The organism is Methylobacterium sp. NEAU K, assembly GCF_030700285.1.
Lineage (GTDB): Bacteria > Pseudomonadota > Alphaproteobacteria > Rhizobiales > Beijerinckiaceae > Methylobacterium.
In genome coordinates, this window is record NZ_JAUYZJ010000001.1 from 134,824 (window position 1) to 155,743 (window position 20,920).

23 protein-coding genes are annotated in these 20,920 nt (G+C 68.5%); 10 read left to right on the forward strand and 13 right to left on the reverse strand.

What is annotated here, in order from left to right:
* Positions 1–38: 38 nt before the first annotated feature.
* From Q8W67_RS00605 to Q8W67_RS00635, 7 genes are all read right to left on the reverse strand, one after another.
* The gene (locus tag Q8W67_RS00605) at positions 39–1,142 is read right to left on the reverse strand and encodes a glycosyltransferase (RefSeq protein WP_305539175.1); all 1,104 of its coding nucleotides are present in this window, start codon (positions 1,140–1,142) and stop codon (positions 39–41) included.
* 103 nt (positions 1,143–1,245) lie between these two features.
* Positions 1,246–1,629: an MgtC/SapB family protein gene (locus Q8W67_RS00610; protein ID WP_370693787.1), complete on the reverse strand. Its 384-nt coding sequence runs from the start codon at positions 1,627–1,629 to the stop codon at positions 1,246–1,248.
* Positions 1,630–1,680: 51 nt separating this feature from the next.
* Positions 1,681–2,376 (reverse strand): ribosome maturation factor RimM, encoded by a 696-nt coding sequence (rimM, locus tag Q8W67_RS00615; RefSeq protein WP_305539177.1) that lies wholly within the window; start codon positions 2,374–2,376, stop codon positions 1,681–1,683.
* A gap of 13 nt (positions 2,377–2,389) precedes the next feature.
* Positions 2,390–2,752 carry a 30S ribosomal protein S16 gene (rpsP, locus tag Q8W67_RS00620; RefSeq protein ID WP_305539179.1) on the reverse strand — a complete coding sequence of 121 codons (363 nt, stop codon included), beginning with the start codon at positions 2,750–2,752 and terminating at the stop codon, positions 2,390–2,392.
* A gap of 3 nt (positions 2,753–2,755) precedes the next feature.
* Positions 2,756–3,091 (reverse strand): chorismate mutase, encoded by a 336-nt coding sequence (locus Q8W67_RS00625; protein ID WP_305539181.1) that lies wholly within the window; start codon positions 3,089–3,091, stop codon positions 2,756–2,758.
* Entirely contained in the window at positions 3,088–4,647 is a 1,560-nt protein-coding gene (gene ffh, locus Q8W67_RS00630; protein WP_305539183.1) for a signal recognition particle protein, read from the reverse strand. Before ffh ends, Q8W67_RS00625 begins: the two co-directional genes overlap by 4 nt.
* Before the next feature lie 17 nt (positions 4,648–4,664).
* Entirely contained in the window at positions 4,665–4,877 is a 213-nt protein-coding gene (locus Q8W67_RS00635; protein ID WP_305539185.1) for a glutathione S-transferase, read from the reverse strand.
* Between the two features lie 303 nt (positions 4,878–5,180).
* On the opposite strand from Q8W67_RS00635, the gene Q8W67_RS00640 reads away from it, so the two are divergent.
* From Q8W67_RS00640 to Q8W67_RS00665, 6 genes are all read left to right on the forward strand, one after another.
* A complete protein-coding gene (locus Q8W67_RS00640; RefSeq protein ID WP_305539187.1) occupies positions 5,181–5,834 on the forward strand; it encodes an ATPase in 654 nt (217 codons plus the stop codon).
* Positions 5,835–6,239: 405 nt separating this feature from the next.
* Positions 6,240–7,265, forward strand: coding sequence for an aromatic ring-hydroxylating dioxygenase subunit alpha (locus tag Q8W67_RS00645; protein WP_305539647.1), 1,026 nt, complete (start codon positions 6,240–6,242; stop codon positions 7,263–7,265).
* 104 nt (positions 7,266–7,369) lie between these two features.
* Entirely contained in the window at positions 7,370–7,606 is a 237-nt protein-coding gene (locus tag Q8W67_RS00650) for a hypothetical protein (RefSeq protein WP_305539189.1), read from the forward strand.
* Between the two features lie 80 nt (positions 7,607–7,686).
* Positions 7,687–8,748 carry an MBL fold metallo-hydrolase gene (locus Q8W67_RS00655; RefSeq protein WP_305539191.1) on the forward strand — a complete coding sequence of 354 codons (1,062 nt, stop codon included), beginning with the start codon at positions 7,687–7,689 and terminating at the stop codon, positions 8,746–8,748.
* 147 nt (positions 8,749–8,895) lie between these two features.
* Positions 8,896–10,515: an ABC transporter substrate-binding protein gene (locus Q8W67_RS00660; RefSeq protein ID WP_305539193.1), complete on the forward strand. Its 1,620-nt coding sequence runs from the start codon at positions 8,896–8,898 to the stop codon at positions 10,513–10,515.
* A gap of 523 nt (positions 10,516–11,038) precedes the next feature.
* Positions 11,039–11,452 carry an EF-hand domain-containing protein gene (locus Q8W67_RS00665; protein WP_305539195.1) on the forward strand — a complete coding sequence of 138 codons (414 nt, stop codon included), beginning with the start codon at positions 11,039–11,041 and terminating at the stop codon, positions 11,450–11,452.
* Between the two features lie 205 nt (positions 11,453–11,657).
* On the opposite strand, the gene pcaD is transcribed toward Q8W67_RS00665, so the two are convergent.
* Genes pcaD through Q8W67_RS00680 form a run of 3 tightly spaced genes read right to left on the reverse strand, consistent with a single transcriptional unit; the run spans position 11,658 to position 13,073 of the window.
* Entirely contained in the window at positions 11,658–12,458 is an 801-nt protein-coding gene (pcaD, locus tag Q8W67_RS00670; RefSeq protein ID WP_305539197.1) for a 3-oxoadipate enol-lactonase, read from the reverse strand.
* 38 nt (positions 12,459–12,496) lie between these two features.
* Positions 12,497–12,766 carry a YciI family protein gene (locus Q8W67_RS00675; RefSeq protein WP_305539199.1) on the reverse strand — a complete coding sequence of 90 codons (270 nt, stop codon included), beginning with the start codon at positions 12,764–12,766 and terminating at the stop codon, positions 12,497–12,499.
* A gap of 10 nt (positions 12,767–12,776) precedes the next feature.
* A complete protein-coding gene (locus Q8W67_RS00680; RefSeq protein WP_305539201.1) occupies positions 12,777–13,073 on the reverse strand; it encodes a DUF2061 domain-containing protein in 297 nt (98 codons plus the stop codon).
* Between the two features lie 161 nt (positions 13,074–13,234).
* On the opposite strand from Q8W67_RS00680, the gene Q8W67_RS00685 reads away from it, so the two are divergent.
* The gene (locus tag Q8W67_RS00685) at positions 13,235–13,489 is read left to right on the forward strand and encodes a hypothetical protein (RefSeq protein WP_305539203.1); all 255 of its coding nucleotides are present in this window, start codon (positions 13,235–13,237) and stop codon (positions 13,487–13,489) included.
* Here the strand turns inward: Q8W67_RS00685 and Q8W67_RS00690 are convergent.
* On the reverse strand, positions 13,462–13,839 hold the full coding sequence (locus tag Q8W67_RS00690) for a hypothetical protein (RefSeq protein ID WP_305539205.1): 378 nt from the start codon (positions 13,837–13,839) through the stop codon (positions 13,462–13,464). The two genes, Q8W67_RS00685 and Q8W67_RS00690, sit on opposite strands and share 28 nt — an antisense overlap.
* A 129-nt stretch (positions 13,840–13,968) precedes the next feature.
* On the opposite strand from Q8W67_RS00690, the gene Q8W67_RS00695 reads away from it, so the two are divergent.
* The gene (locus Q8W67_RS00695; protein WP_305539210.1) at positions 13,969–14,397 is read left to right on the forward strand and encodes a DUF1810 domain-containing protein; all 429 of its coding nucleotides are present in this window, start codon (positions 13,969–13,971) and stop codon (positions 14,395–14,397) included.
* 4 nt (positions 14,398–14,401) lie between these two features.
* Here Q8W67_RS00695 and Q8W67_RS00700 read toward each other — a convergent pair whose 3' ends face one another.
* Both Q8W67_RS00700 and Q8W67_RS00705 read right to left on the reverse strand, forming a co-directional pair.
* Positions 14,402–16,864 carry a PBP1A family penicillin-binding protein gene (locus Q8W67_RS00700; RefSeq protein ID WP_305539214.1) on the reverse strand — a complete coding sequence of 821 codons (2,463 nt, stop codon included), beginning with the start codon at positions 16,862–16,864 and terminating at the stop codon, positions 14,402–14,404.
* 259 nt (positions 16,865–17,123) lie between these two features.
* Entirely contained in the window at positions 17,124–17,792 is a 669-nt protein-coding gene (locus Q8W67_RS00705) for an HdeD family acid-resistance protein (RefSeq protein WP_305539216.1), read from the reverse strand.
* A 198-nt stretch (positions 17,793–17,990) separates the two neighbouring features.
* On the opposite strand from Q8W67_RS00705, the gene Q8W67_RS00710 reads away from it, so the two are divergent.
* A complete protein-coding gene (locus Q8W67_RS00710) occupies positions 17,991–19,247 on the forward strand; it encodes an HlyD family secretion protein (protein ID WP_305539218.1) in 1,257 nt (418 codons plus the stop codon).
* A 5-nt stretch (positions 19,248–19,252) separates the two neighbouring features.
* Positions 19,253–20,911 carry a DHA2 family efflux MFS transporter permease subunit gene (locus Q8W67_RS00715; protein ID WP_305539220.1) on the forward strand — a complete coding sequence of 553 codons (1,659 nt, stop codon included), beginning with the start codon at positions 19,253–19,255 and terminating at the stop codon, positions 20,909–20,911.
* Positions 20,912–20,920 lie beyond the last annotated feature (9 nt).

Sequence of the window (20,920 nt, forward strand, 5' to 3'; positions counted from 1 at the left end):
GTAAGATTTCTTTCCTTTTTTGCGACATCGCAATGAGATTAGATGCTTTGATAACTGATCAGTTCGCCTTCAAAATCAGACAGAGATGCAATTTTATGAAGTTTTGGATAATAGTTAAATGACCAGCGTGGATCAGTCCGGATTGCCTGATGCCCTCGCAATCCATCGATAAAGGTATTGAAGCGCTCTCGCTCTGCCGTCATTAATTGTAACGTCGTCGCGCGGACGAACTCAACCGGCAAGGCACGGGCCTTCATTGCGGCAACGCCTTCTTGAACAGCCCGAGGGTTGTCATCGACGATCAAGGTTGTATCCGGGTGAAAGAACGTATCCCGTCCACCTTTGCTGCGCGTCGACACGACAGGCAGTCCAGCCAAGAGATACTCGAGACTCGCATACATCGCGCCTTCGAGTTTCGATAGACATAGACCGACATGCGCCGACGCCATCGCTTCGTTCACCTGGATGTGATCCAGCGGGACGATTCTGCCTTCTGTGATCATATTGCAGACTACGTGGCCGCGCGGGAGGCGACGAATAAAATTCGTTAGCTGCGCTCGTTTCAGTTCTGGCGGCCAATGATCGAACAGCTTCGTTACATAGCTGCAGCTTGGCACTAGGCGCGCCAAATCATGCCGCTTCATCGGGGCCAGCATCGCGTTGTAGATGGCGTCGTATGTACGCTTACGGCCAGGAACTGGGTGGTACATAGTTTCGTCGACGAACATATTCTGTGGCGCCAGATATACGTCGATGCCAAGCCGGCGCAGCAGACGCTCTTCGCCCTCTGTATTGGCCAGGACGATGAGGCGGGAAAAGGGGTGCGCCCGGCGAAAGCGACGATACTGTACAGCTAATGAAAATGCATAGGTTGGTCTCTCAAGACTCATCGTGATGGGATGCAAGAAGATGAATGGCTCGCCCGGAAAGCGATCGGCGAAATAATGAGCCGCACCGAAGGGCTGCGGACGAGGTTTGCTATAAAATATCGGTGGGTTGAAATCAAGAAATAGGCCGCTAACTGCCGTGTCCGGATGAAATACGGTTGGAGTTTTAACCAAAATCCGCTGCAGTCCGGCCAGTTGACTCAAAATAGGAATGTTGAACAGAAATGGAAATTTTAGATAAGAAAATCTAAGCATTCACAGATAGTCCGTCACCCCTATTCGACCAAAATTCAGCTGCCGAAGTTGGGTCGAATGATTTGGCTTTCGCGCCGCACACAATGCGCCGTAGATCAATACGCTAATTTTCCCGGATGCGCCTTAAATTCGATTTTAATATTCCTGGGCACGCCTTTCGCTCAAGTATTCCAACTTTACGTTGCCCGTAGTGTAGAATTGCGAGCGCCAAAAGCGTCGCCGCGAGACCAAGGTGCCATGCCCTCGCCCCGAAACAGAGACCGACCACCTTCGACCGCCACACGGCCGCCGCGGTGGTGACGCCCCGAACCGTATTGCTTTGCTTCAGGATCGTGCCGGCGCCGATGAGCCAGATGCCGGCCAGGATCTCGAAACCGTAAGGCAAACACGTCCGCTTCCGGGACGCAGTCTGATGTATCTGTACGGCGTCGATGGCCGCCAAGCTGAATGTCGGCCTTCGAGCGGCCACCCAATGGCGGCTGACCACCCCGAACGGACCTTCATGCGGTCAAGCTGATTGGGGCCAGACCCAGGAACATCAGCCCGGATCGTCGGCCGGCTTCTCGCCCACGGGGGCGAAGAAATCCTCCGGCAGGACCACGGTGACGCGCCGCTGCGCCAGATCCAGGCTCGGCACGAAGGCCTTGGTGAAGGGCAGGAGCGCGGTGGCGCCGCCCAGCGCGGGGCGGAGTTCGAGCAGATCGCCGCCGCCGTAATTCGGCACGGCCACGATGGTGCCGACGGTCGTCCCGGCCTCGTCCACCGCCGTGGCGCCGATCAGGTCGGCTGCGTAGACCTCGTCGTCATCCTCGGGCTCCGCGAGGCGGTCCCGGGGAACGAACAGAGCCACGCGGTTGAGCGCCTCCGCTTCATTGCGCCCGCCGACGCCCTTCACCCGGGCGATCAGCATGTCGGGGGATGAGCCGGGGGCGGGGCGCACGTCGGACAGCGTCAGCGTCCGCCCGTCGGAGGTCAGCAGGGCGCCGTAGCCGGCGATCGCCCGCGGATCGCCGGTGTAGGATTTGAGCCTCACCTCGCCGTTGAGCCCGTGCGCCCGCCCGAACTCGCCCAGCAGGACGAGATTGGGGTCGGGGGCTGCGGGCGGCCGCACCGGCTTCGGAGCCGGTGCCTTGGGCGAGGTCGCGGCATCGGGCGCGATCGAGCCGATCGCCGTGCTCGGGCGCCCGCGGCGGCCGCCGTCGCGGGGGGAGGGACCTGCGGGGCGGCGCGCCATGGCCCGGCCCGCCTTACGCGGCGGCGTCCTCGGCGGGCGCTGCGGCCTTCTCGGCGCGCTTGGCCGCGCGCTCCTTGGCCTTCTCGCCGGGCTCGGCCTTCTGCGGGTTGTTGCGCGCCGGGCGCTTGGCGAGGCCGGCCTGGTCGAGGAAGCGCAGGACCCGGTCGGTCGGCTGCGCGCCCTTGGCGAGCCAGCCCTGGATCTTCTCGGCGTCGAGCTGGATCCGGGCCGGATCGTCCTTGGCCTTCATCGGATCGTAGGCGCCGACCTTGTCGATGAAGCGGCCGTCGCGGGGGGCGCGGGCGTCGGCGACGACGATGCGGTAGTACGGGCGCTTCTTCGCGCCGCCGCGGGTGAGACGGATCTTCAGGGCCATTGTCTACGACTTTCTCTGCTCTTCGACCGACGGCCCATGATTGGCCGCGATCGTCTGGTGGTGCCGGATGACTTCCTTGACCACGAAGGCCAGGAATTTCTCGGCGAAATCGGGGTCGAGCTTGGCATCGACCGCGAGGTTGCGGAGCCGGGCGACCTGACGCGCCTCCCGGTCCGGATCGGAAGGGGGGATCCCCTTTCGGGCCTTCAGCTCGCCGACCCGCTGCGTGCAGCGGAAGCGCTCGGCGAGCAGGTGGATCAGCGCCGCATCGAAATTGTCGATGCTCTCGCGCAGACGGGCGAGTTCGGGATCGACGGCCTGAGCCGCGAGGATGCTCATTTCTTCTTCCCCGGCATGAACCCACCGAGACCGGGCAGCTTCGGGCCGCCGAGACCGGGCAGCTTGGGCATCCCGCCCAGACCACCTCCACCCAGGCCCGGCGGCATCGGCGGCAGCTTGCCGCCGAACTGCTTCTCGAGCTGCGCGATCTGCTCGGGCGTCGGCTCGGGCATGCCGGGCGGAAGACCGGGCATGCCGCCCGGCATGCCGCCGCCCAGCCCGAACATCGAGCCCAGGGCCTGGCCGATGCCGCGCTTGCCCTGGCCCATCGCCTTCATCATGTCGGCCATGGTCCGGTGCATCTTCAGGAGCTTGTTGATCTCCGAGACGTCGACGCCCGAACCCGCCGCGATGCGCTTCTTGCGGGAGTTCTTCAGCAGATCGGGGTTCTTCCGCTCCTGCGGGGTCATCGACGAGATGATCGCGCGCTGGCGCTTGAACATCTTCTCGTCGAGGTTGGCGCCCTCGACCTGCTTCTTGATCGCGCCCATGCCGGGCAGCATGCCCATCAGGCCGCCGATGCCGCCCATCTTCTCCATCTGGCCAAGCTGCATGGAGAGGTCCTCCAGGTCGAACTTGCCCTTGCGCATCTTCTCCGCGGTGCGGAGCGCCTGCTCGTGGTCGATGGTCTCGGCGGCCTTCTCGACCAGCGAGACGATGTCGCCCATGCCGAGGATGCGGTTGGCGACGCGGGCCGGGTGGAACTCCTCCAGCGCGTCGACCTTCTCGCCGGTGCCGACGAGCTTGATCGGCTTGCCGGTGACGGCCCGCATCGAGAGCGCCGCGCCGCCGCGGGAATCGCCGTCCATGCGGGTGAGCACGATGCCGGTTACGCCCAGCCGCTGGTCGAAGGCGCGGGCGGTGTTGACCGCGTCCTGGCCGGTGAGCGCGTCGGCCACCAGCAGCACCTCGTGGGGCCGGGTCGCCGCCTTCACCTCGGCCGCCTCGGCCATCAGGGCCTCGTCGACCGTGGTGCGCCCTGCGGTGTCGAGCATCACCACGTCGAAGCCGCCCAGGCGCCCCGCCTCCATGGCGCGCTTGGCGATCTGAACCGCCGACTGGCCGGCCACGATCGGCAGACTCTCGACGCCGACCTGCTTGGCCAGAACCGCGAGCTGCTCCATCGCGGCCGGGCGGCGGGTGTCCAGCGAGGCGAGCAGCACCTTGCGGCGCTCACGCTCGGACAGGCGCCGGGCGATCTTGGCGGTGGTGGTGGTCTTGCCCGAGCCCTGGAGGCCGACCATCAGGATCGGCACCGGGGCGGGGGCGTTGAGGTCGATCACCTCGGCATCGGTGCCGAGCATCGCCACCAGCTCGTCGTTGACGATCTTGACGACCATCTGGCCGGGGGTGACCGACTTGAGCACGACGGCGCCGACCGCCTTCTCCTTCACCCGGTCGGTGAAGCCGCGCACCACCTCCAGGGCCACGTCGGCCTCGAGCAGGGCGCGCCGTACTTCGCGCATCGCCGCGGTGACGTCGGCTTCTGTCAGGGCGCCGCGGCGGGTCAGGCCCGAGAGGATGCCGGACAGGCGGTCGGAAAGACCTTCGAACATGATGGCCGGACCCGCGGTTACTGCTCGACGCCGGCGCGCTCGAAGCGGCGCGCCTGGAGGGCGGCCTCGAAGCTGCGCACGGCGCTCGCGAACTTGTCCCGGCATTCCGGATTGCAGAACCCGACGACGGCGCCGTTGTAGAGGGTGAGCGCGTCGGCCGAGATCGGCTTACCCGACCAGGGGCAGGTCTCGTTGACCGCGTCCGCGATGTGCAATTCGTCTCGGGTCATGCGAAGGCCTCGACCGGCGGATCCCGGCGGAGCGGATCGACCCAACACCCATCGCGCCCGAGGGCGCGAACGCGCTGTCGGGCGTTGGCCTCCGGCCTCAGGGGGCCGGTCGGCTTCGTGTATTGGCGATCTGCTTCGGATCGGGAGGGCGGGGCGTAACGGCAGTGGGCCGGAAAGTCAATTTTTGGCCCGTCCGGCGTCGCGACCAGCCGCAGGTTGAGACGATCGCCGGTCATTAACTTTTACGGATCGTTAAGCATGTTCGGCTTCTGATCGGCCAGCACCCGTTCAGGACGACCGCCGATGTCGGAACCCGCCCGCACCCTACCGCCGCACGAGGCCGGCAGCCGCAGCGCCCCCGGTCCGCTCCGGGACTGGCTCGCGGCGATGAAGACCCAGAGCCCGGCCGAGCCGCGCGCCGACGACCGGCCGGACGAGGTTCGGCCGGACAATCGTCCGGAGGCACGGCAAGACCCCAAGACCGTCCGCGGCGCCGAGCCGGCGTGGTCGCCCCGACTGGTGTCGCAGGCCGAGGCGCCGCGTTCGGCCTCCGACGACGCGGACGTGTCCGAGCTGATGGCCGAGAATCTGATGCTCAAGGCCAAGTTGCGGCTGGAGGCGGGGCGTCACGAGGAGCTGCAGGCGATCCTGGCGCAGGAGATCCGCGTCCTGCGCGAGCATATCCGCGAAGAAATCGGCTCCCTCGAGGATCTGCGCACTGAGCAAGAGGAAATCCGCGCCGAACGCGAGGAATTCCGAACCGAGCGCGAGCGATTCCGCCACGAGCGTGAAGAACTGCGCGCCGAGCGCGACCGGGCGATGACCGAGCGCGATGCGCTGCGGGCCGAGCACTACGCCCTGGCTTTCGAGCGCGATGCCCTGAGCGAGGAGCGCGACCTGTGGCGGGCGCGGACCGAGGCGCTGGCCCAGCCGCTGTTCCAGACCCAGAAGCGCTGAGACGACTGACACGCTCGGAAAAGCCGAAGGGCCACCCGTGAGGGTGGCCCTTCCATTGCCGAACCGTTGTGTCCGGCGGAACTGTCCCGAAAGCGGGTCTCTGACGCGTCTTAGAGCGACGCGCCGGAGGCGACGGTCCAGGTCCGGTAAGCCGAGACACACGGCTGATGACAATGAGACACTGGATCACCTCCTTTCGTTGGTTGCGGGTGAGGCGAAGGTAGGTGGCCGCGGGCGACTTGTGAAGCCCGGTGGCTGCGCCCGTTTGTCCGCCCTGTGGATGCGCTTTCGCCCGCCCGCGGCCGGGCGTATGACGGGCCGCCGAGGTCAGCCCGAACACCCTTGAACGCTCCCGTTCCGCACCCGCCGCGTCCCGCCGACGAGGCCGCGCTCGATCCAGAGGCCATGCGCCAGCCCCTCGGAGACGCGTGGTATTGCGTCGGGCAGTCCCGCACCCTCGGTCGGACCGGGCTCCGCGCGGTGGAACTGAACGGCGAGCAGATCGTGCTCGGCCGGGCCCCGGGCGGTAGTCCCTTCGCTCTGCGCGACCGCTGCCCGCACCGCGGGATGGCGCTCTCGAAGGGCCGCTTCGACGGCGACACGCTGATGTGCCCGTTCCACGGCTGGCGCTTCGGCACCGACGGACGCTGCCGCGACGTCCCGACGCTTTCCGAGCACGACGCCGCCGATTTCTCCCGCATCCAGGTCCAGCGCTTCCCCGTCCGCGAGAGCGCCGGGTTCCTCTGGGTAAACCCGCATCTCGGACCCGCCTCGGGCGATGTGCCGGCCGTGCCGGAGCTGGATTTCGAGCCGGCGGGCTCCCTGGTCGTCGAACTCGTGGTCGAGGCCTCCTTCGATCTCACCACCCTGAGCCTCGTGGATCCCGGGCACGTCGCCTTCGTCCACGACTCCTGGTGGTTCCGCCCCTCGAAGCAGCTTCGGGAGAAGGTGAAGACCTTCCAGCCGGTCCCGCACGGCTTCGTCATGACGAGCCACGCCACCACCACGAGTTCACCGGTCTACCGCCTGCTCGGCGGCGTGCCCGAGGTGGAGATCGAGTTCCGGCTGCCAGGGGTGCGCCTGGAGCGCATTCGCGCCGGCGAGAAGCGGGTGGCAAACTACACCTTCGCAACCCCGCTCACCCCCGACCGCACGCTGCTCACCAACGCCCTGGTCTGGAGTATGCCCGCGCTGAACCTGCTCAAGCCGCTCGCCCGGCCGCTGATGCGGCAGTTCCTGACCCAGGACCAGCAGGTGCTCCAGCACGCTCAGGATGGCCTGGACCGTAAGCCGACCATGGTGCTGTTCGGCCAGGGCGACCTGCCCTCGCAATGGTACTTTCGTCTGAAGCGCGAGGCTCTGGAATCGGCTCGCGCCGGGCGCCCGTTCGAGAACCCCCTGGAGCGGCGGGAACTGCGCTGGCGCTCATGATGGGCAACAGTTTTCAGGTGTCTAATCCGCGGCCGTAACACCTTATTAACCATAACTTACGTACTGATGTCCGCGCATTACCCTCTCTGAGACGCTGCGCGCCGATGCCTCGATTCTTCATCGATCTCCATGACGGTTCCCAGCCGCTGCGCGACGAGGTCGGCTTCGATCTGCCGGACCTGCCCGCGGCACGCGCCAAGGTCACCCGGATCATGTCGGCGATCGCACGCGACATGCTGCCGGACGTGGAGCGCCAGGATTACGTCGCCTGCGTGCGCGACGGGGTCGGCAAGGTGGTCTACCGCGCGCGCCTGTCGCTCGCCGCCGAGGCGGTCGACTGAATCCATCAATCGGCGGCCTGAGGCTCCCCGCCGCGGCCGGGAGAACTTGACCAGGGCGAAAGGCCAGCCATCTCCGGTCCATGAAACGGCGCAGCCTGCTCACGGTCGCGAGTGCGGCCACGGTGATGACGCTCGGCGGCGTCGGCTATGCCGCACACCGCAGGGGCAAGAACCCCTATTATCGTGGGCCGAAGTCGGATCATTTCGACGGGCTGCGGTTCCACTTGCCGGATCAGGCGGCCGATAAGTCGCTGCCGGACGTGCTGCGCTGGCAAGCCAAGCGGCAGCGCGAGCCCTGGCCCAAGACCTTTCCCAGCCCCTATCCCGCGGACCGGCCGCCCGAGCGCATCGGATCAATGCGCGTCGTCCTGATCGGGCATGCGAGCTACCTCGTGCAGGTTGCCGGCCGCAACATCCTGATCGACCCCGTCTTCGCCAAGCGCGCGAGCCCGGTCCGGTTCGCCGGACCAAAGCGCGTCAACCCGCCGGGGATCGCATTCGGCGACCTGCCGCCGATTGACGTGGTCCTGATCACCCACAACCACTACGACCATCTCGACGGCCCGAGCCTCGCCCGGATCTGGCAGGCGCACCAGCCGCTGATCGTGGCGCCGCTCGGCAACGACGCGATCCTGCGCAATTTCGACGACACGATGCATGTCGAGACCCATGACTGGGGCGAATCGGTCGAGCTCGGCGACGGGCTGACCGTCCACCTGACGCCGGCCCACCACTGGTCGGCCCGCGGCGTGCGGGACCGGCGCATGGCGCTGTGGTGCGCCTTCGTGATCACCTCGGCCCAGGGCGCGCACTACCACGTGGGCGATACCGGCTTCGGCGACGGCGAGATCTTCCGGGACATCCGCGCCCGCTTCGGGGCGCCCCGCCTCGCGACGCTGCCGATCGGCGCCTACGAGCCGCGCTGGTTCATGAAGGCCCAGCACGTGGACCCCGCCGAGGCGGTGCAGATCCTGTCGCTTCTCGGAGCCGAGCAGGCGCTCGGCCATCATTGGGGGACCTTCCAGCTCACCGACGAGGGCGTCGAGCGGCCCGCGGAGGCGCTGGCGGCGGCGCTCGCGGCAGGGGGCATCGCCCCCGAGCGGTTCGTGGCGCTGAGACCGGGGCAGGTCTGGCAGGGGTGACACCACGGCTAGGGACTGCCGCGGCGATCGGCACGATGCATGCAAGATACCGTGTGCAGCCCGGAATCGCGGCTCGGAGAACGCCGCGTCTCGACGGACAGGGGGCGGCGCTCCGGGCGACGCACCCGCCTCCAGCCGAGAGACACGATGGACCAGATCAAGCCGACACGCCGCTCGCTCATGGCCGGGGGCGCTGCCCTGGCGGCATTCGGGGCCGCGGGCCGGGCTGGTGCGCAGGGCGCGGCATCCGGCAGCCTGACCTACGGCATCTCGATGACCGACCTGCCGCTCACCACCGGCCAGCCGGACCGGGGCGCGGGCGGCTATCAGTTCACCGGTCTGACCCTGTACGATCCCCTGGTGGCCTGGGACCTGGACGTCGCGAACCGGCCCGGCACGATGATTCCCGGGCTCGCCACTTCCTGGGAGAGCGACCCGTCTGACCCCAAAACCTGGACCTTCCATCTCCGCGAGGGCGTGACATTCCACGACGGCTCGGCCTTCGACGCCGATGCGGTGATCTGGAACTTCGATAAGGTCCTGAACAAGGAGGCGCCGCATTTCGATCAGCGGCAGGCTGCCCAGGTGCGACCGCGCCTGCCCGGCGTGGCAAGCTACCGGAAGCTCGACGCCAAGACCGTCCAGGTGATGACCAAGACGCCCGACAGCCTATTCCCCTACCAGATGCTGTGGTTCCTGATCTCCTCGCCCGCGCAGTACGAGAAGGTCGGGCGCGATTGGGCGAAATTCGCCTTCGAGCCGTCGGGCACGGGGCCGTTCCGCATGGGCCAGCTGGTTCCCCGGGTGCGCCTCGAGCTTTTGCCGAACGCCGGATACTGGAACCCGAAGCGGGTGCCGAAGCTCGCGAAGCTGACCCTCACTTGCGTGCCCGAGGACCTCGCCCGGGTGAACGCGCTCCTCTCCGGCAATGTCGACCTCATCGAGTCGCCCGCCCCTGACGCGGTCCCGCGCCTGAAGGCCGCCGGCATGCGCGTAGTCGGCAACGACACGCCGCATGTCTGGAATTATCACCTGTCGATGCTGGAAGGCTCGCCCTGGCGGGACCTGCGCCTGCGCAAGGCCGCCAATCTCGCCATCGACCGCGAGGGCGTCGTCCAGCTCATGGGCGGCCTCGCCCAGCCGGCCGTCGGTCAGGTGCAGACGTCAAGCCCGTGGTTCGGCAAGCCCGGCTTCCAGATCAAGACCGACGTCGATCAGGCGCGCAAGCTGGTCGAGGAAGCCGGCTTCTCGGTTAAGAATCCGGTGAAGGCCACGATCCTCATCCCGACCGGCGGGACCGGGCAGATGCTATCCCTGCCGATCAACGAGTTCATCCAGCAGAGCTGGGCCGAGGTCGGAATCCAGGTCGAGTTCAAGACGGTCGAGCTGGAGGTGGCCTACACGGCCTGGCGCCAGGGTGCGGCGGATCCGAGCCTGAAGGGCGTCACCGCCGGCAACATCGCCTACGTGACCTCGGACCCGTTCTACGCGATCCTGCGCTTCTACGACTCGAAGCAGATCGCCCCCAACGGCGTGAACTGGAGTCACTACCGCAATCCCGAGGTCGATGCCCTCTGCGATAAGGTGAAGGCGAGCCTGGACGTGGATGAGCAGAACAAGCTGCTCGCCCGCATCCACGAGATCGTCGTCAACGACGCTGTACAGGTTTGGGTGGTGCACGATACCAACCCGCATGCGCTTTCGCCGCGGGTGAAGAACTATGTCCAGGCTCAGCACTGGTTCCAGGACTTGTCTACGCTCGCCTGAGAGCGGCCGGCCGCATGCCTCGATGCGTTGAAAGCAGCGCCGATCGGGGGACGATCCTCACGAGACTGTGTTGGCCTCCCCAACCCACGAAGGAGAGTGCCCTGAAGAGCCTGCCCATCCCCTGGCCGCCTTCCTCGCGAGTGTCGTTCCCGCTGCCGCCCCGCGCATCGATCTCGGCCCGGTTGGTCCTCGGGTGGACCTGCGCTCCCGCGGTCAGCGGGAACGCGACTTCCCGCGTCAAGAGGACCGCCGCGTCCAAGGCGACGACGACCGCATGTGCCGCCGCAGGGTTTCGAGCATGATCGCCCGGTGGTCCGACGCGGCCACGGCTACGGAGCCGATTCGACACCGGCAGCGCGAGACCGGATGGCTTTGAAAGGGGTCGGCATCTGCCGGCCCCTTTTTTCGGTTCGCCGGCCCCGGCGCCGATGTGCGGCCGGCACTGCACAAGCGTTTTCGCACTTGCAGCAGAGTGTGGCGAGAGCTAGGAAGCTCACGCATCATGTTTCGGGATAATTTGGCAATGACCCTTCGTTTTATCAGTGGTTTCGCGGCGGTCGCCTTTGCGGTGTCCGGCCTTTCGGTCCCCGCCGCGCTGGCCAAGCCGGTGAGCGGAGCCAGTGCCGTCAAGATGATCGACATCGACAATGACGGGACCGTCGACATGAAGGAAATCGAGGCGGTGGCCTCGGCGACCTTCGATCGCCTTGAGAAGGATTCCGACGGCACCCTCGACGCCAAGGAGCTGAAGGGCCGCCTGAGCAAGGCCGGCGTGAAGCAGGCCGATCCGGACAACGACGGCACCATCGACAAGAAGGAATACCTCGCCGCGGTCGGCGAGCGCTTCAAGATGGCCGATCCGGACGGCGACGGCACCCTGGACGCCAAGGAACTGAACTCGAAGGCCGGCAAGGCGCTGCTCGCCCTCGTCAAGTAACGTTTCCCGGTCGCTCCTGACGGAGCACCCGACGTTCGATATAGCCCTCGCGGAATCATCCGCGGGGGCTTCATCGTTTTCGGCGCAGGCCCTCCGAGACCCTCTGAACGTCGCCCCGACCGGGACGGCGCTGCCGCACGCCGGATGCGGGCCGGCCCGAACGGAATGTCTCCGCCAAGGCCCGCCTCGCCGGCCAATGAGCGCGTCAGGCGCGGGCAGCCTCGCAGCGGTCGAGGAAGGCGCGCAGATATCCGCCCGCGGCCTCCGCGCGCTCCACCGCGAGGAGGTGGGCCGCCTGCGGAAGCACCACCAGCTCGGCCTGGGCTATGCCGCTGCAGATCACCTCGGCCATGGACGGGGGGGTCGAGGGGTCGTCGCGCCCGGCGATCACCAGGGTCGGTGCGGTGATGGCGGACAGGGCGTGCCGCAGGTCCATGCGCCCAATCGCCCCGCAGCAGACCGCGTAGCCGGCCGGATCGCAGGCCAGGAAGCGCGCGCGCACGGCCTGCAGGGCTTCGGGATGGTGCTGCCGGAAGGCGGGGGTGAACCAGCGCGCGAGGGTCGCCTCGACCAGCGCACCGGGCCCCTGCGCCCGCACCGTCTCGGCGCGCTCGTTCCAGCTCTGCTCGCTCGGAAGATGGGCCGCCGTGGCCATAAGGGTCGCGCTCAAGCTGCGCGCCGGATCGGCGCTCGCCAGAGCCTGCACGGTCATGCCGCCGAGCGAGAGCCCGACCAGATGGGCCCGCCCGATGCCGAGGGCGTCGAGGAGCCCCGCGAGGTCGCCCGCCAGATCCGCGATCTCGGTGGGCCGGTCGCGAGTCGCCGACCCGCCATGGCCGCGCGTGTCGTAACGCAGGGTGCGGAAACGTCCCCCGAGCGCCGGCAGCAGCGCGTCCCACATCTCCAGGGTGGCGCCGAGCGAGTTCGAGAAGGCCACCACGGGGGCGCCCTCCGGCCCTTCGAGGGCGTAGCGGAGCTCAAGCCCCTGGACGGCGATCTGCGGCATAGGTCGTCTCCATGTTCGGTCGCGTGGGTGCCGGCGCGTCACGCCGGCAGGAAGCGGGTCCCGCCGAGATAGGCCTTGAGCCAGCGCATGATCACCACCCGCTCGAACAGGCCGGCCTTTGCGAAGGGGTCGGCGGCGATCAGCGCCGCGGCCCGCTCCTCGGTGTCGACGACGACGAGGCTGCGGTCGCTGCCGTCGTCGTCGAGCTCGGCGCCGCTGGCGAGCTGCCGCCCAGTCTGCTTGGCCCGCGTCCCCCGCCGGAGCGCCTGACGGTCCGGCTTGTCAAAGGTCTCGATGATGTCGACCATCGTCCGCACCTCACACCCGGCCGAGCGGCAGCATCCCCCAGCCACGCTCGTGCAGGTAATACAGCACCGTCTTGGTGACCGTCTCCGTCGAGGCGATCGAGCCGGCGAGCAGGACGTTGCCGGTGAACAGGTAAGAGAGCAGCAGCGTGTCGAGACTTCCGACGATCCGCCAGCTCACGGCCTTGGCGATCGACCGGAAGCGGGTGTCGGCGACCGGAATCGGTACGGCGGCCGGCTTCTCGGGCGCCGTCCGGGCGTACGCATCGTCGGCTGGCAGGGTATCGGCTGGCGAATCGTCGGCTGGCATGTCGGCGCGCCTCTCTGTCGGTCGGGGAGTCCAACGCGCGAAAGCCCCGACCGTTGGGTCACTGCCGGGCGCTTTCCGGGAGCGGACTTTCAACATGGGTCAATGCGGCCGGGCCCGAAGCGCCCGACAACGCCGGCTTTCGAGGCAGGAGGGTACGAGCGATGCACGAGCCTTCGATCCGCCCGGGCGAGTTCTGGGACGCGGTTGCCGGGTTGGTGACCGCCAAGGTGGAGCCGGTGATCGGGCGCGACGAGAGGGTGCGCGGTCCGGTCATCGATTATCTGCGCGACCTGGAGGCGCTCGCGCGGCGCCATTGCAGCAGCCGCGAGACGGTCCAGATCATCGCCTCCGGCCGGCGGCTTCTCGGAGACCGCAGCGAGGTCGGGCCTCAGGACGGTCCCTTCGCGCAGTCCTGAGTGCCGCGCCGCGCCCGTTCGCGGATGAGATAGAGCACGGCAGCGACCGCCCAGGCGGCGCAGGTCGGGGCCACCCATTGCTGCAGGTTGGGCAGCGACCAGCCGTACAGGAACTCGGCGCCGAGATGCGCCTGCACGGCATCCCAGCCGGCGTGCTTGATGTCGTGCTCGCGCTGCCCGGCCTCGCGGCCGTAATAGTAGGTCGAGACCACCAGCGCGGCGGTCGCCTCCGGGCGGGGGCCGCGCAGCAGGAACAACACGGCTGCGACCCCGGCGGTCTCGAGCACCGCCGTAAGGGCGTGGCTCGTCGCCGGGTTCGCGACCATGAAGGCGACGAGCGTGCTGAGCATCGGTCGCGGTTACACGATTCTGGGCGGCGCGTCTGCGGGGCGCGCGCCGGCGGGTGTTGGACATCGCGGCGCATCCCGATCCGCCGCCGCGCGGTTGATGCAGCGGGACCTGGAACGAGGGCGCGGGACATGGCCGAACCGTACGATCTCGACCGCTTCGTCGCGGCGCAGGACGGCGTCCACGAGCAGGCGCTCGCGGAGCTGCGGGCCGGGGAGAAGCGCAGCCATTGGATGTGGTTCATCTTCCCGCAGGTTGCCGGCCTGGGCTCCAGCCCCATGGCGCGGCGTTACGCCGTCGGCTCCCTGGGCGAGGCGCGGGCCTATCTCGGGCACCCGCTGCTCGGCGCGCGCCTGCGCGCCTGCACGGATGCGGTGAATGCCGTCACCGGGCGCTCGGCGCGGGCGATCTTCGGCACGCCCGACGACATGAAGTTCCACTCCAGCATGACCCTGTTCGCGCGCGCCGCCCCGGAGGCGCGGCTCTTTTCCGAGGCGCTTGCGCGATATTTCGGCGGCGAGCCCGATGCGCTGACCCTGGCGAGGCTCGGGGACGGTTAGACGGTCACCGCCCCCACAGGCCGACGCGCTCGGCCCGGGCCTGCTCCTCGGCTCCGAGCAGATCCGGCGGCGCATCGTCCGAGGCGCGGGCGCCGCCCGCCGCCAGGATCAGCCCTGCGAGGTCGTCGCCCTCGATCTGGCAGCGCGACGCGGCCCCGTCGGCGCCCCCGCCGCAAACCACCTCGCGGCGGCGCAGGTAGCTCGCGAGCTGGCGCGCGAGGTGGCCGCGTTCGCCCACGACGCCTAGAAGGCGCACGGTCCGCCCGCGCAAGGAGAGGGTTCCGGTGTCGATCACCTCCGGAACGCCCCGGATCTCGCCGGTCGAGACGTGTGCCGGTGCCGGGACCGCCGGCTGGGCTGCTGCGACCGCGGGCGCCGGCTCGGCCCGCTCCGCCGAGGGGCGCGGGCGGCCCTTGGCGAGCTGCGCCGAGGCGCGCTGGACGAAGTCGTGGAAGATCCCGGCCGGCATCTCGCCGCCGAACATCCGGTTCATCGGGCTGTCGTCGTCGTTCCCGACCCAGACCCCGACCACGAGGTCCGGGGTCAGGCCGACGAACCAGGCATCGCGAAAATCCTGGCTCGTGCCGGTCTTGCCACCGATGATCTGGCCGGGCACCCGTGCCGCCCGGCCGGTGCCGGACTCGACCACCGCCTGGAGCGAGTCGAGCATCATCTCGCGCGGCTCCTGCGCGAGCGGCGCCCCCGGGGTGGAGTCGGCATGGACGTAGAGCGGCTGCGGGGCTCCACCGCGGATCGCGTGGATGCCGAAGGCCTGGAGCGGCGCGCGGCCGGCCAGGACCGAGCCGTAGGCGCGGGTCATCTCCAGCAGGCTCACGGCGCCGGAGCCGAGGACGAGGCTCGGCACGTTCGGGAGATCGGACTGGATCCCGAGCTTGCGCGCGGTGGCGATCACCGCCGGGATGCCGACCTCCTGTCCGAGCTGGGCCGCGATGGTGTTGATCGAGAGCGCGAAGGCTGTCCGCAGCGGCACGGACCCGCGATAGCGCCCGTCGTCATTCTCGGGCTCCCAATCGCCGATCCGCACCGGCCGATCGACCAGGACGGTCTCGGGGGAAAGGCCCTGCTGGTAGGCCGTGAGGTAGACGAGGAGCTTGAACAGCGATCCCGGCTGGCGTTTGGCCTGGACCGCGCGGTTGAACTGGCTGTCCTCGTAATCCCGGCCGCCGACCATGGCGAGGATCGCGCCCTCCTTCGACAGCACCACCATGGCCGCCTGACCGACCTTGCGGCGCGCTCCGTCCTTGTCGAGGCGGCGTGCGACGACGCCCTCGGCAAGGCTCTGGAGGTCGAGGTTAAGGGTCGACCGCACGGTCATGTCGCCGTCGGTGCCGGCCAGCCGCTTCACGTCCCCGCCGATCATGTCGAGGAAGTAATTGGTGCCCGGCGGCGCCTCGGGGGGCGACCGCAGGGTCACGCTCTGCTTGCGCGCCGCATCGGCTTCCTTCTGCGGGATCGCGCCGGTCTCGACCATGGCCTGGAGCACCACGTCGGCCCGCTCCTTGGCGCCGCCGAGGTTGCGGGTCGGGGCGAGCTGCGACGGCGCCCGCACCAGCCCGGCCAGCATGGCCGCCTCGGGCAGGGTCAGGGCTTTGGCCGGCTTGCCGAAATAGCGCCGGGCCGCCGCGTCCGCCCCGTAGGCGCCGGCGCCGAAATAGGCGGTGTCGAGGTAGCCGAGCAGGATCTCGTCCTTGCTCATCGTCGCGTCGACGCGCAGCGCCAGGAAAGCCTCTTGGACCTTGCGCCAGAGCGTCTTCTCCTGGTTGAGCGAGGTCAGGCGGACATATTGCTGTGTGATCGTCGAACCGCCCTCGCGCACGCCGCCGCCCAGGGCGTTGCGCCACGCAGCGCGGGCGAGGCCGCGCAGGTCGATGCCCCAGTGGCTGTAGAAGCGCCGGTCCTCGATGGCCACGATCGCCTGGGCGAGGTGCGGGGGCAGGTCGGCGGCGGTCAGCTTCTGGCCGCGGAAGCTGCCCCGCGTGGCGAAGACCCGCCCGTCATCGGCCTCGACGGTGATCGCCCTCTGGCCGGTATCGACGATGGCCCCGCCCAGAGGCGGCAGGGTCAGGAGGGCTGCGAGCAGGTAGATCCCGAGGGCCAGGAGCGGCAGCAGGATCGCGACGCCGGCGGCGATCAGGGCCGGCCGGCGCCGCAGCCGGCCAAAGCCCCGAAGGCGCGAACGGGCACCGATCGGTTTCTCCGCCGCGGCGGCAGGAGGCGCTCGGTCGCGGCTTCGCGCCAGACGGGCGGCGGATCGCGCCAACGCCGCACGCCAGAGATTCAGGCATCCGAGCCCGGCCGCGGCGATCAGCACCCACAGATGGCGGAAGAGGTCGCGGGCCGCGCGTCCGGCCGCGCGGGCCGCCATGCGCGGATCCGCGGCGTCGGCGCCGGATCCCCGCACGGGACTCGGATCGGTCGGGGCGCGCTCCGGCGCGTCGGGCGTCATCGCGATGCGTGTTCCGCGACCGGCCGTTCCGGTCTGCGGAGGGTTCTAAGCGGACTTGCGCCGGCAGGCCATCGCTTCGGCCGCTCAGGTTTCCGACGCAGTACCGCAGGACGCGTTCGGCAAACCCGCTCAGGCCTCGTTCGGGCACCTGTCCTGCCATCGCGGGGAGGAAATCGTGCCCGAACGCGGATCGGCGCGCGACCGTGTGACCCGGATCACGCGGCCCGGTCCGGGCCTCGGATCGGGACGTCGCGCAGGCTCACCGGCCCACGGGAGCGACCGGTTGTCGGGCCGTCCCGTGCTGGCTGCGCAGCTGGAAGGCGAGGATCAGCAGGAGGACGCCGAAGGCTAAGGTGTAGGCGCCGATCCACCAGGTCAGCACCAGGGCCGACATGCCCGGCTCGAGGATCAGCGCGATGCCGAACAGGATCGACAGGACGCCGCCCAGGACCAGCCACCAGCGCCCATAATGCAGGTGCAACCGGAAGGCCGCCGCGATCATCAGGCCACCGGTAATCAGAGCCCAGGCGGCCAGCAGCAGCACGAAGGCCCAGACCGCCGCGGCCGGCACCAGCACGGCGACCACGCCGACGATGATGTCGACGATCCCCTCCAGGAGCAGGAAGCCCCAGCGCTCGTGCCGCTGGGCCGCCCGCACAGCGCCCACGATGGCGAAGATGCCATCGGCGAAGGTGTAGGCGGCGAAGAACAGCACCAGCGAGAGCACGAAGGCCCCCGGCGCCACGAAGGCGATGATGCCGAACAGGATCGCGATAACACCGCGCAGGGCGACGAGCCACCAGTTCCGGGCGAGCGCCGCGCTCATCGCGTCGAGGCGTGCCGTGCCGACGAGCGGGATCCCGGAGGGCGAGGTCGCCGTCGAGCCGAATCCCGGCCCTTGCGGTGTCGGTGACGAGGTGCCGGTCATGGCGAAACTCCGAGGCGCGCCGCGCGCGGATCGCCAGCGTTTCTGCCCGCAGAACGCTGCACTGCGACAAGCGTTCCTGACGCAGTCGGGTTCCGAGCGGAACCTTGCCGCCGCCGCCGGCTTTTGCTGCCGAGGCGGGCGTTGAGCGTAGCCTGGCCGCCGTGAGGCGGCCGGCTCAACTGGCGGCGACGATTTCCCATGTTTGATGATCAGCGGCAGGCCGCCGAGGCACGCGTGCGGCCGGCCGACGGCCGGCCGGGGCTGCCCGATCGCGACGTCATGGATCTTGGACGAAGCGGCCCTGCCCGAGACAGCGAGACGGGGCGCAAGGCTGCCCCGGAGGCAGACGAGGACGGGGCCGAAGGCCGGGACGCCCCGGACGAGGAAGGCCGAGAGGATGGGGAGGAGGCCGATGAGGCCGGACGCCCGAACATCCTGCGGCGCCACCCGTTCGCGTTCCTGGTCGGCGGCCTCGCGGTTGTGGCGCTCTGCGTGGGCGTCTTCTTCTACTGGCTCCTGTACATGCATCCCTACGAGAGCACCGACGACGCGTTCGTCGATGCGCGCAGCATCGCGATCCAGCCGAAGGTCGGCGGCTACCTCGTCGACGTGCCGGTCACCGACAATCAGCACGTCGAGGCGGGGCAGGTGCTGTTCCAGATCTACCAGCGCGACTACGAGATCGCCCGCGATCAGGCCCAGGCGCAGGTCGAGGCCGACGAGGCCGCGATCCGGAACATCGACGCCCAGATCCAGGCCCAGAACGCGAATATCGACGTGTCCAAGGCGCAGGTCGCCACCGCCGAGGCGGCGCTGAAGTTCGCTCAGGAAGACGCGGCCCGCTACAAGGACCTCGCGGAACGCGGCTCGGGCTCGATCCAGCAATCCCAGTCCGCGACCTCGACGCTGCAGCAGCGCCAGGCCGCGCTGCAGAGCGCCAATGCCAGCGTGGTCGCCGCGCAGAAGCAGATCGGCTCGCTCCAGGCACAGAAGGCATCCACGCAGGCGCAGATCGCCCGGGACAAGGCGCAGGTCGAGCAGGCCGAGCTGAACCTCGGCTACACCACGGTCCGGGCCGTGCAGCCCGGCCGAGTGGTGCGCCTGACCGGCGGAATCGGCGAATTCGCTCAGGCCGGCCAGAGCCTGTCGATGTTCGTGCCCGACGACATCTGGGTGACCGCCAACTACAAGGAGACGCAGATCGCCGACATGAGGCCGGGTCAACGGGTCGATGTCGCGATCGACGCCTACCCGGACCGCAAGATCCACGGAACGGTGGCCTCCGTGCAGCCGGGCTCCGGCACCGCCTTCAGCCTGTTGCCGGCGCAGAACGCCACCGGCAACTACGTGAAGGTCACGCAGCGCATCCCGGTCAAGATCGTGATCAGCGACTGGCCGACGGATGTCTCGATCGGTCCCGGGATGTCGATCGTTCCGACCGTCAAGGTGCGGTGACCGCGATGGTCGGCAAGACCGGAACGGGCAAGACCGGAACGGGCAAGACCGGGGCGGGCGAGGCTGGGGCGGGCGAGGCTGGGGCGGGCAAGGCGCCCGGTGGCCACAATCCCTGGCTGATCGCCTTCGTGGTGGCGCTTGCCACCTTCATGGAGGTGCTCGACACCACCATCGCCAACGTGGCCCTGCGCTACATCTCGGGTGGCTTGGCGGTCGGTCCCGACGAGGCGGCCTGGGTGGTGACCAGCTACCTCGTGGCGAACGCGATCACCCTCACGGCGTCGAGCTTTCTGGCCAAGCGCTTCGGCCGGAAGATGTTCTTCATGTGGTCGGTCGCTCTGTTCACCGTTTCGTCGATCCTGTGCGGCTTCGCCTGGAGCCTCGAATCGCTGCTCCTGTTCCGCGTGCTGCAGGGGCTGGGCGGCGGCGGCATGGCGCCGCTGGCGCAGTCGATCCTGGCCGATTCCTTCCCGCCGGAGAAGCGCGGGCAGGCCTTCGCGATCTACGGGGTCGCCATCGTGGTGGCGCCGGTGATCGGCCCGACGCTCGGCGGCTGGCTCTCCGACAACGCCTCCTGGCACTGGTGCTTCCTGATCAACGGCCCGATCGGCGTGATCGCGCTGGGGCTGATGTACTGGCTCATCGAGGACAGCGCGGCTGCCAAGAAGGAGCGCCGCGCCCTGGTGCGCAAGGGCATCCGGTTCGACATCGTCGGCTTCCTGCTGGTCGCCCTGTTCCTCGGCTCGCTGGAGGTCATCCTCGACGAGGGCCAGCGGAAGGACTGGTTCGGCACCTCGACCTTGATGAACGTGTCCGGCGTGCTGATGGTGATCTCGTTCGTCGCCATGATCCCATGGCTCCTGAACAGGAAGAATCCGGCCGTCGATCTGAGCCTCATCGGCAACCGCCAGTTCGGATCCTGCTTCCTGGTGATGATGTTCACCGGGGCGATCCTGATCGCCACCACGCAGTTCATCCCGCAGATCACGCAGGAATACTACGGCTACACCGCGACCCTGTCGGGTCTGGTGCTGGGCCCAGGCGGCATCGTCACGGTGGTGATGATGTTCCTCACCGGCCGCGTCTCGGCCTACATCCAGCCGAAATGGCTGATCGCCACCGGCATGGCGATCGTGGCGTTGGGCATGGTCGACCTGACCCGGCTCAACGGCACGACGACCTTCGCGTTCTTCGCGTGGTCGCGCGTCTATATCGGCATCGGCCTGCCGATGGTGTTCCTGTCGATCACCTCGGCCTCCTATGACGGTCTTCGCAAGGACCAGACCGACCAAGCCTCGGCGCTGATCAACGTCGCCCGCAACGTCGGCGGCTCGATGGGCGTGTCCCTCGCGCAGAACATCCTGGCCTATCGCAGCCAGTTCCATCAGAGCCGGCTGGTCGAGAGCGTCAACCCGGCCGCGCCGGCCTACCAGGAGACCATGCGTCAGGCGACGCAGTACTTCTCCGAGCACGGCTATACCGGCGTCGAGGCTCAGAACCAAGCGACCGCCTGGATCGGCAGCGTGCTCCAGACCGAGGTGGCCTACTGGGCCTATATCGATGTCTTCTGGGTGATGGGCCTCGTGGCCGCCTGCGCGGTCCCCCTCGCCCTCAGCCTGAGATCGGTCAAGCTCGGCGGCGGAGCCCCGGCGGGCGGGCACTGACGCGGGACG

Bases quoted from the DNA above. Each gene is read 5' to 3' on its own strand.
- Q8W67_RS00690 (WP_305539205.1), bottom strand. From the start codon at position 13,839: ATGCTCAGCACGCTCGTCGCCTTCATGGTCGCGAACCCGGCGACGAGC.
- Q8W67_RS00665 (WP_305539195.1), top strand. From the start codon at position 11,039: ATGACCCTTCGTTTTATCAGTGGTTTCGCGGCGGTCGCCTTTGCGGTG.
- Q8W67_RS00650 (WP_305539189.1), top strand. From the start codon at position 7,370: ATGCCTCGATTCTTCATCGATCTCCATGACGGTTCCCAGCCGCTGCGC.
- Q8W67_RS00635 (WP_305539185.1), bottom strand. From the start codon at position 4,877: ATGACCCGAGACGAATTGCACATCGCGGACGCGGTCAACGAGACCTGC.
- Q8W67_RS00640 (WP_305539187.1), top strand. From the start codon at position 5,181: ATGTCGGAACCCGCCCGCACCCTACCGCCGCACGAGGCCGGCAGCCGC.
- Q8W67_RS00625 (WP_305539181.1), bottom strand. From the start codon at position 3,091: ATGAGCATCCTCGCGGCTCAGGCCGTCGATCCCGAACTCGCCCGTCTG.
- Q8W67_RS00710 (WP_305539218.1), top strand. From the start codon at position 17,991: ATGTTTGATGATCAGCGGCAGGCCGCCGAGGCACGCGTGCGGCCGGCC.
- ffh (WP_305539183.1), bottom strand. From the start codon at position 4,647: ATGTTCGAAGGTCTTTCCGACCGCCTGTCCGGCATCCTCTCGGGCCTG.
- pcaD (WP_305539197.1), bottom strand. From the start codon at position 12,458: ATGCCGCAGATCGCCGTCCAGGGGCTTGAGCTCCGCTACGCCCTCGAA.
- Q8W67_RS00655 (WP_305539191.1), top strand. From the start codon at position 7,687: ATGAAACGGCGCAGCCTGCTCACGGTCGCGAGTGCGGCCACGGTGATG.
- Q8W67_RS00715 (WP_305539220.1), top strand. From the start codon at position 19,253: ATGGTCGGCAAGACCGGAACGGGCAAGACCGGAACGGGCAAGACCGGG.
- Q8W67_RS00675 (WP_305539199.1), bottom strand. From the start codon at position 12,766: ATGGTCGACATCATCGAGACCTTTGACAAGCCGGACCGTCAGGCGCTC.
- Q8W67_RS00680 (WP_305539201.1), bottom strand. From the start codon at position 13,073: ATGCCAGCCGACGATTCGCCAGCCGATACCCTGCCAGCCGACGATGCG.
- rpsP (WP_305539179.1), bottom strand. From the start codon at position 2,752: ATGGCCCTGAAGATCCGTCTCACCCGCGGCGGCGCGAAGAAGCGCCCG.
- Q8W67_RS00605 (WP_305539175.1), bottom strand. From the start codon at position 1,142: ATGCTTAGATTTTCTTATCTAAAATTTCCATTTCTGTTCAACATTCCT.
- Q8W67_RS00700 (WP_305539214.1), bottom strand. From the start codon at position 16,864: ATGACGCCCGACGCGCCGGAGCGCGCCCCGACCGATCCGAGTCCCGTG.
- Q8W67_RS00695 (WP_305539210.1), top strand. From the start codon at position 13,969: ATGGCCGAACCGTACGATCTCGACCGCTTCGTCGCGGCGCAGGACGGC.
- Q8W67_RS00685 (WP_305539203.1), top strand. From the start codon at position 13,235: ATGCACGAGCCTTCGATCCGCCCGGGCGAGTTCTGGGACGCGGTTGCC.
- Q8W67_RS00705 (WP_305539216.1), bottom strand. From the start codon at position 17,792: ATGACCGGCACCTCGTCACCGACACCGCAAGGGCCGGGATTCGGCTCG.
- Q8W67_RS00645 (WP_305539647.1), top strand. From the start codon at position 6,240: ATGCGCCAGCCCCTCGGAGACGCGTGGTATTGCGTCGGGCAGTCCCGC.
- rimM (WP_305539177.1), bottom strand. From the start codon at position 2,376: ATGGCGCGCCGCCCCGCAGGTCCCTCCCCCCGCGACGGCGGCCGCCGC.
- Q8W67_RS00660 (WP_305539193.1), top strand. From the start codon at position 8,896: ATGGACCAGATCAAGCCGACACGCCGCTCGCTCATGGCCGGGGGCGCT.